This window comes from Chamaesiphon sp. VAR_69_metabat_338 (assembly GCF_031423935.1).
GTDB lineage: Bacteria > Cyanobacteriota > Cyanobacteriia > Cyanobacteriales > Chamaesiphonaceae > Chamaesiphon.
The window spans coordinates 1-1,682 of record NZ_JANPGM010000518.1; the positions used below are offsets into that span (position 1 = coordinate 1).

The window sequence follows — 1,682 nt, forward strand, 5'->3', positions numbered from 1 at the left end:
CTTAGGCGATTTCCGCCGCTCCCATTCCACCATAAATCGATCGAGATTTGTCGCTCGATCGAATCTTTCATGCCACAAATTTAAAGTAAAATGCCAAGTTTCCGAGCCACCCTTACTCGATCGATTATCTTCGACAATCTCCAAAAAATCAGTCAAACATTTAATCGCTTCTTTGATCTGTTCGCCCGTCAGAATTGCCCCCGCTAATTTAGTAACCTGTTCGAGATACCTCACTTTCGTCCGCACCACACACCGTTTGGACGTTTGCCAATGCAGTTGAATATCGCGCTGCAAACTTTCCAACTGGCGATCGTCGATATCTAATTCATCATTGGCATAGTCAATTAATACCGTGAAAAATTGCACGGCACGTTGTTTAACTGCATTACCATAATTAGGACGAGGCATGATTAGTTAATAATTGATAATTGATAATTGATAGGAATATCGTAGGATGTGTTGTCTTGACGCACACAACCTGGAGGTTTCCTCCAGGTTGTGTGCGTCGCTATCGCGAAGCGTAACGCACCAAAGAAAGTACTTAGCGAATATAGTGATTTAACTCTTCGACGAGGAGATGAACTGTAGTGGCAGGGTTATCGCTTGCTGGATCGGGAGAATCGTAACTGGCTAATAAGATTTTGGCGTGCTTAATTGCTTGATGCTGTTTGTCTTCAAGTCTGGAATACATGTCATCACTATTCTTTGCATAATCGCAGCCGAGCGATTTAGTCAGTTTTTTCTTATAGTCGCTTCTTGGCACAGCGGTATTATAAAGATGAAAATGTAAGAGATACCAGATTTCAAAGCATTCATTAGAGTAAGCAACCTTAATATTTTCTTTTTCTGCAACTTGCAATGCCTGTCTAAATCTGGCGGCTGTATTGTTAACATTTGATGGATCGCGATCGAATACACACCATACTCGATCGAATGTTTTGACTGCCATCAACTCGATCGCTTTATTGACTACAGCAATTGTTTCGCACCCAGCCCCAACAATAGTAATTTCTGGTCTAGTACTAACGGGAAAACTCCTAAAATAATTTGTCTCGGTTTTTGCCCCTTCACAAACAATCAGAAAAGCAGGAATCGGATCTCTAGTACCTACTTCTCTATCTGTAAAACCTTTTTCCGAACGTGACTGCGATCGAAGATCTCTATTCCTAGACATATTATTTTTTACCCAAAAACCGACTCAAATCGCCAATAAATGGCACTGCACCATATTTACCCGCAATATAATCCTGCTCGAAACTAGCTCGCTCTGGGATCTTATATTCTGCAAGCGAATATAGATCGGTGGCTCCATAACAATTCTTTTCCGTAAACCAAACTTGGTCTTTCCGAAATAGATTACCACTCAGCAAGTTAGTATCGTGAGTCGTAAATATTAATTGAGCATTCTTGGGATTAGTTTCAGATGAATTGAATAGCCTTACAATTGCGCTAGTAATCAACGGATGTAACCTGGCATCTAATTCATCAAATATTAATACACCTCCATCTTCTAGCAGATTAACAATCAATCCCGACAGCCCATACAATTTCTGAGTACCCTCAGATTCTTCTCCAAGATTGAAATGTTCTAATGATAGTTGTTTATGATTGCTGTCATACTTGTAATGAGCAGTTTGAATTTCATGTTTAAATGAATTTTCTTCAGGATCGGTTGACGTGCG

General features: G+C 40.2%; 2 protein-coding genes and 1 pseudogene. All 3 read right to left on the reverse strand.

The genetic code is table 11. The features are described 5' to 3' along the window. Positions 1–408, reverse strand: a pseudogene (locus RMO84_RS14375) (AAA family ATPase); the annotation flags it as partial. 133 nt (positions 409–541) lie between these two features. Further along, on the reverse strand, positions 542–1,174 hold the full coding sequence (locus tag RMO84_RS14380) for an RloB family protein (protein WP_310489134.1): 633 nt from the start codon (positions 1,172–1,174) through the stop codon (positions 542–544). Position 1,175: 1 nt separating this feature from the next. Continuing rightward, the coding region (locus tag RMO84_RS14385) for an ATP-binding protein (RefSeq protein WP_310489135.1) at positions 1,176–1,682 on the reverse strand (507 nt) is incomplete at its 5' end.

Coding starts and splice junctions, on each gene's coding strand:
- RMO84_RS14380 (WP_310489134.1), bottom strand. CDS start 1,174: ATGTCTAGGAATAGAGATCTTCGATCGCAGTCACGTTCGGAAAAAGGT.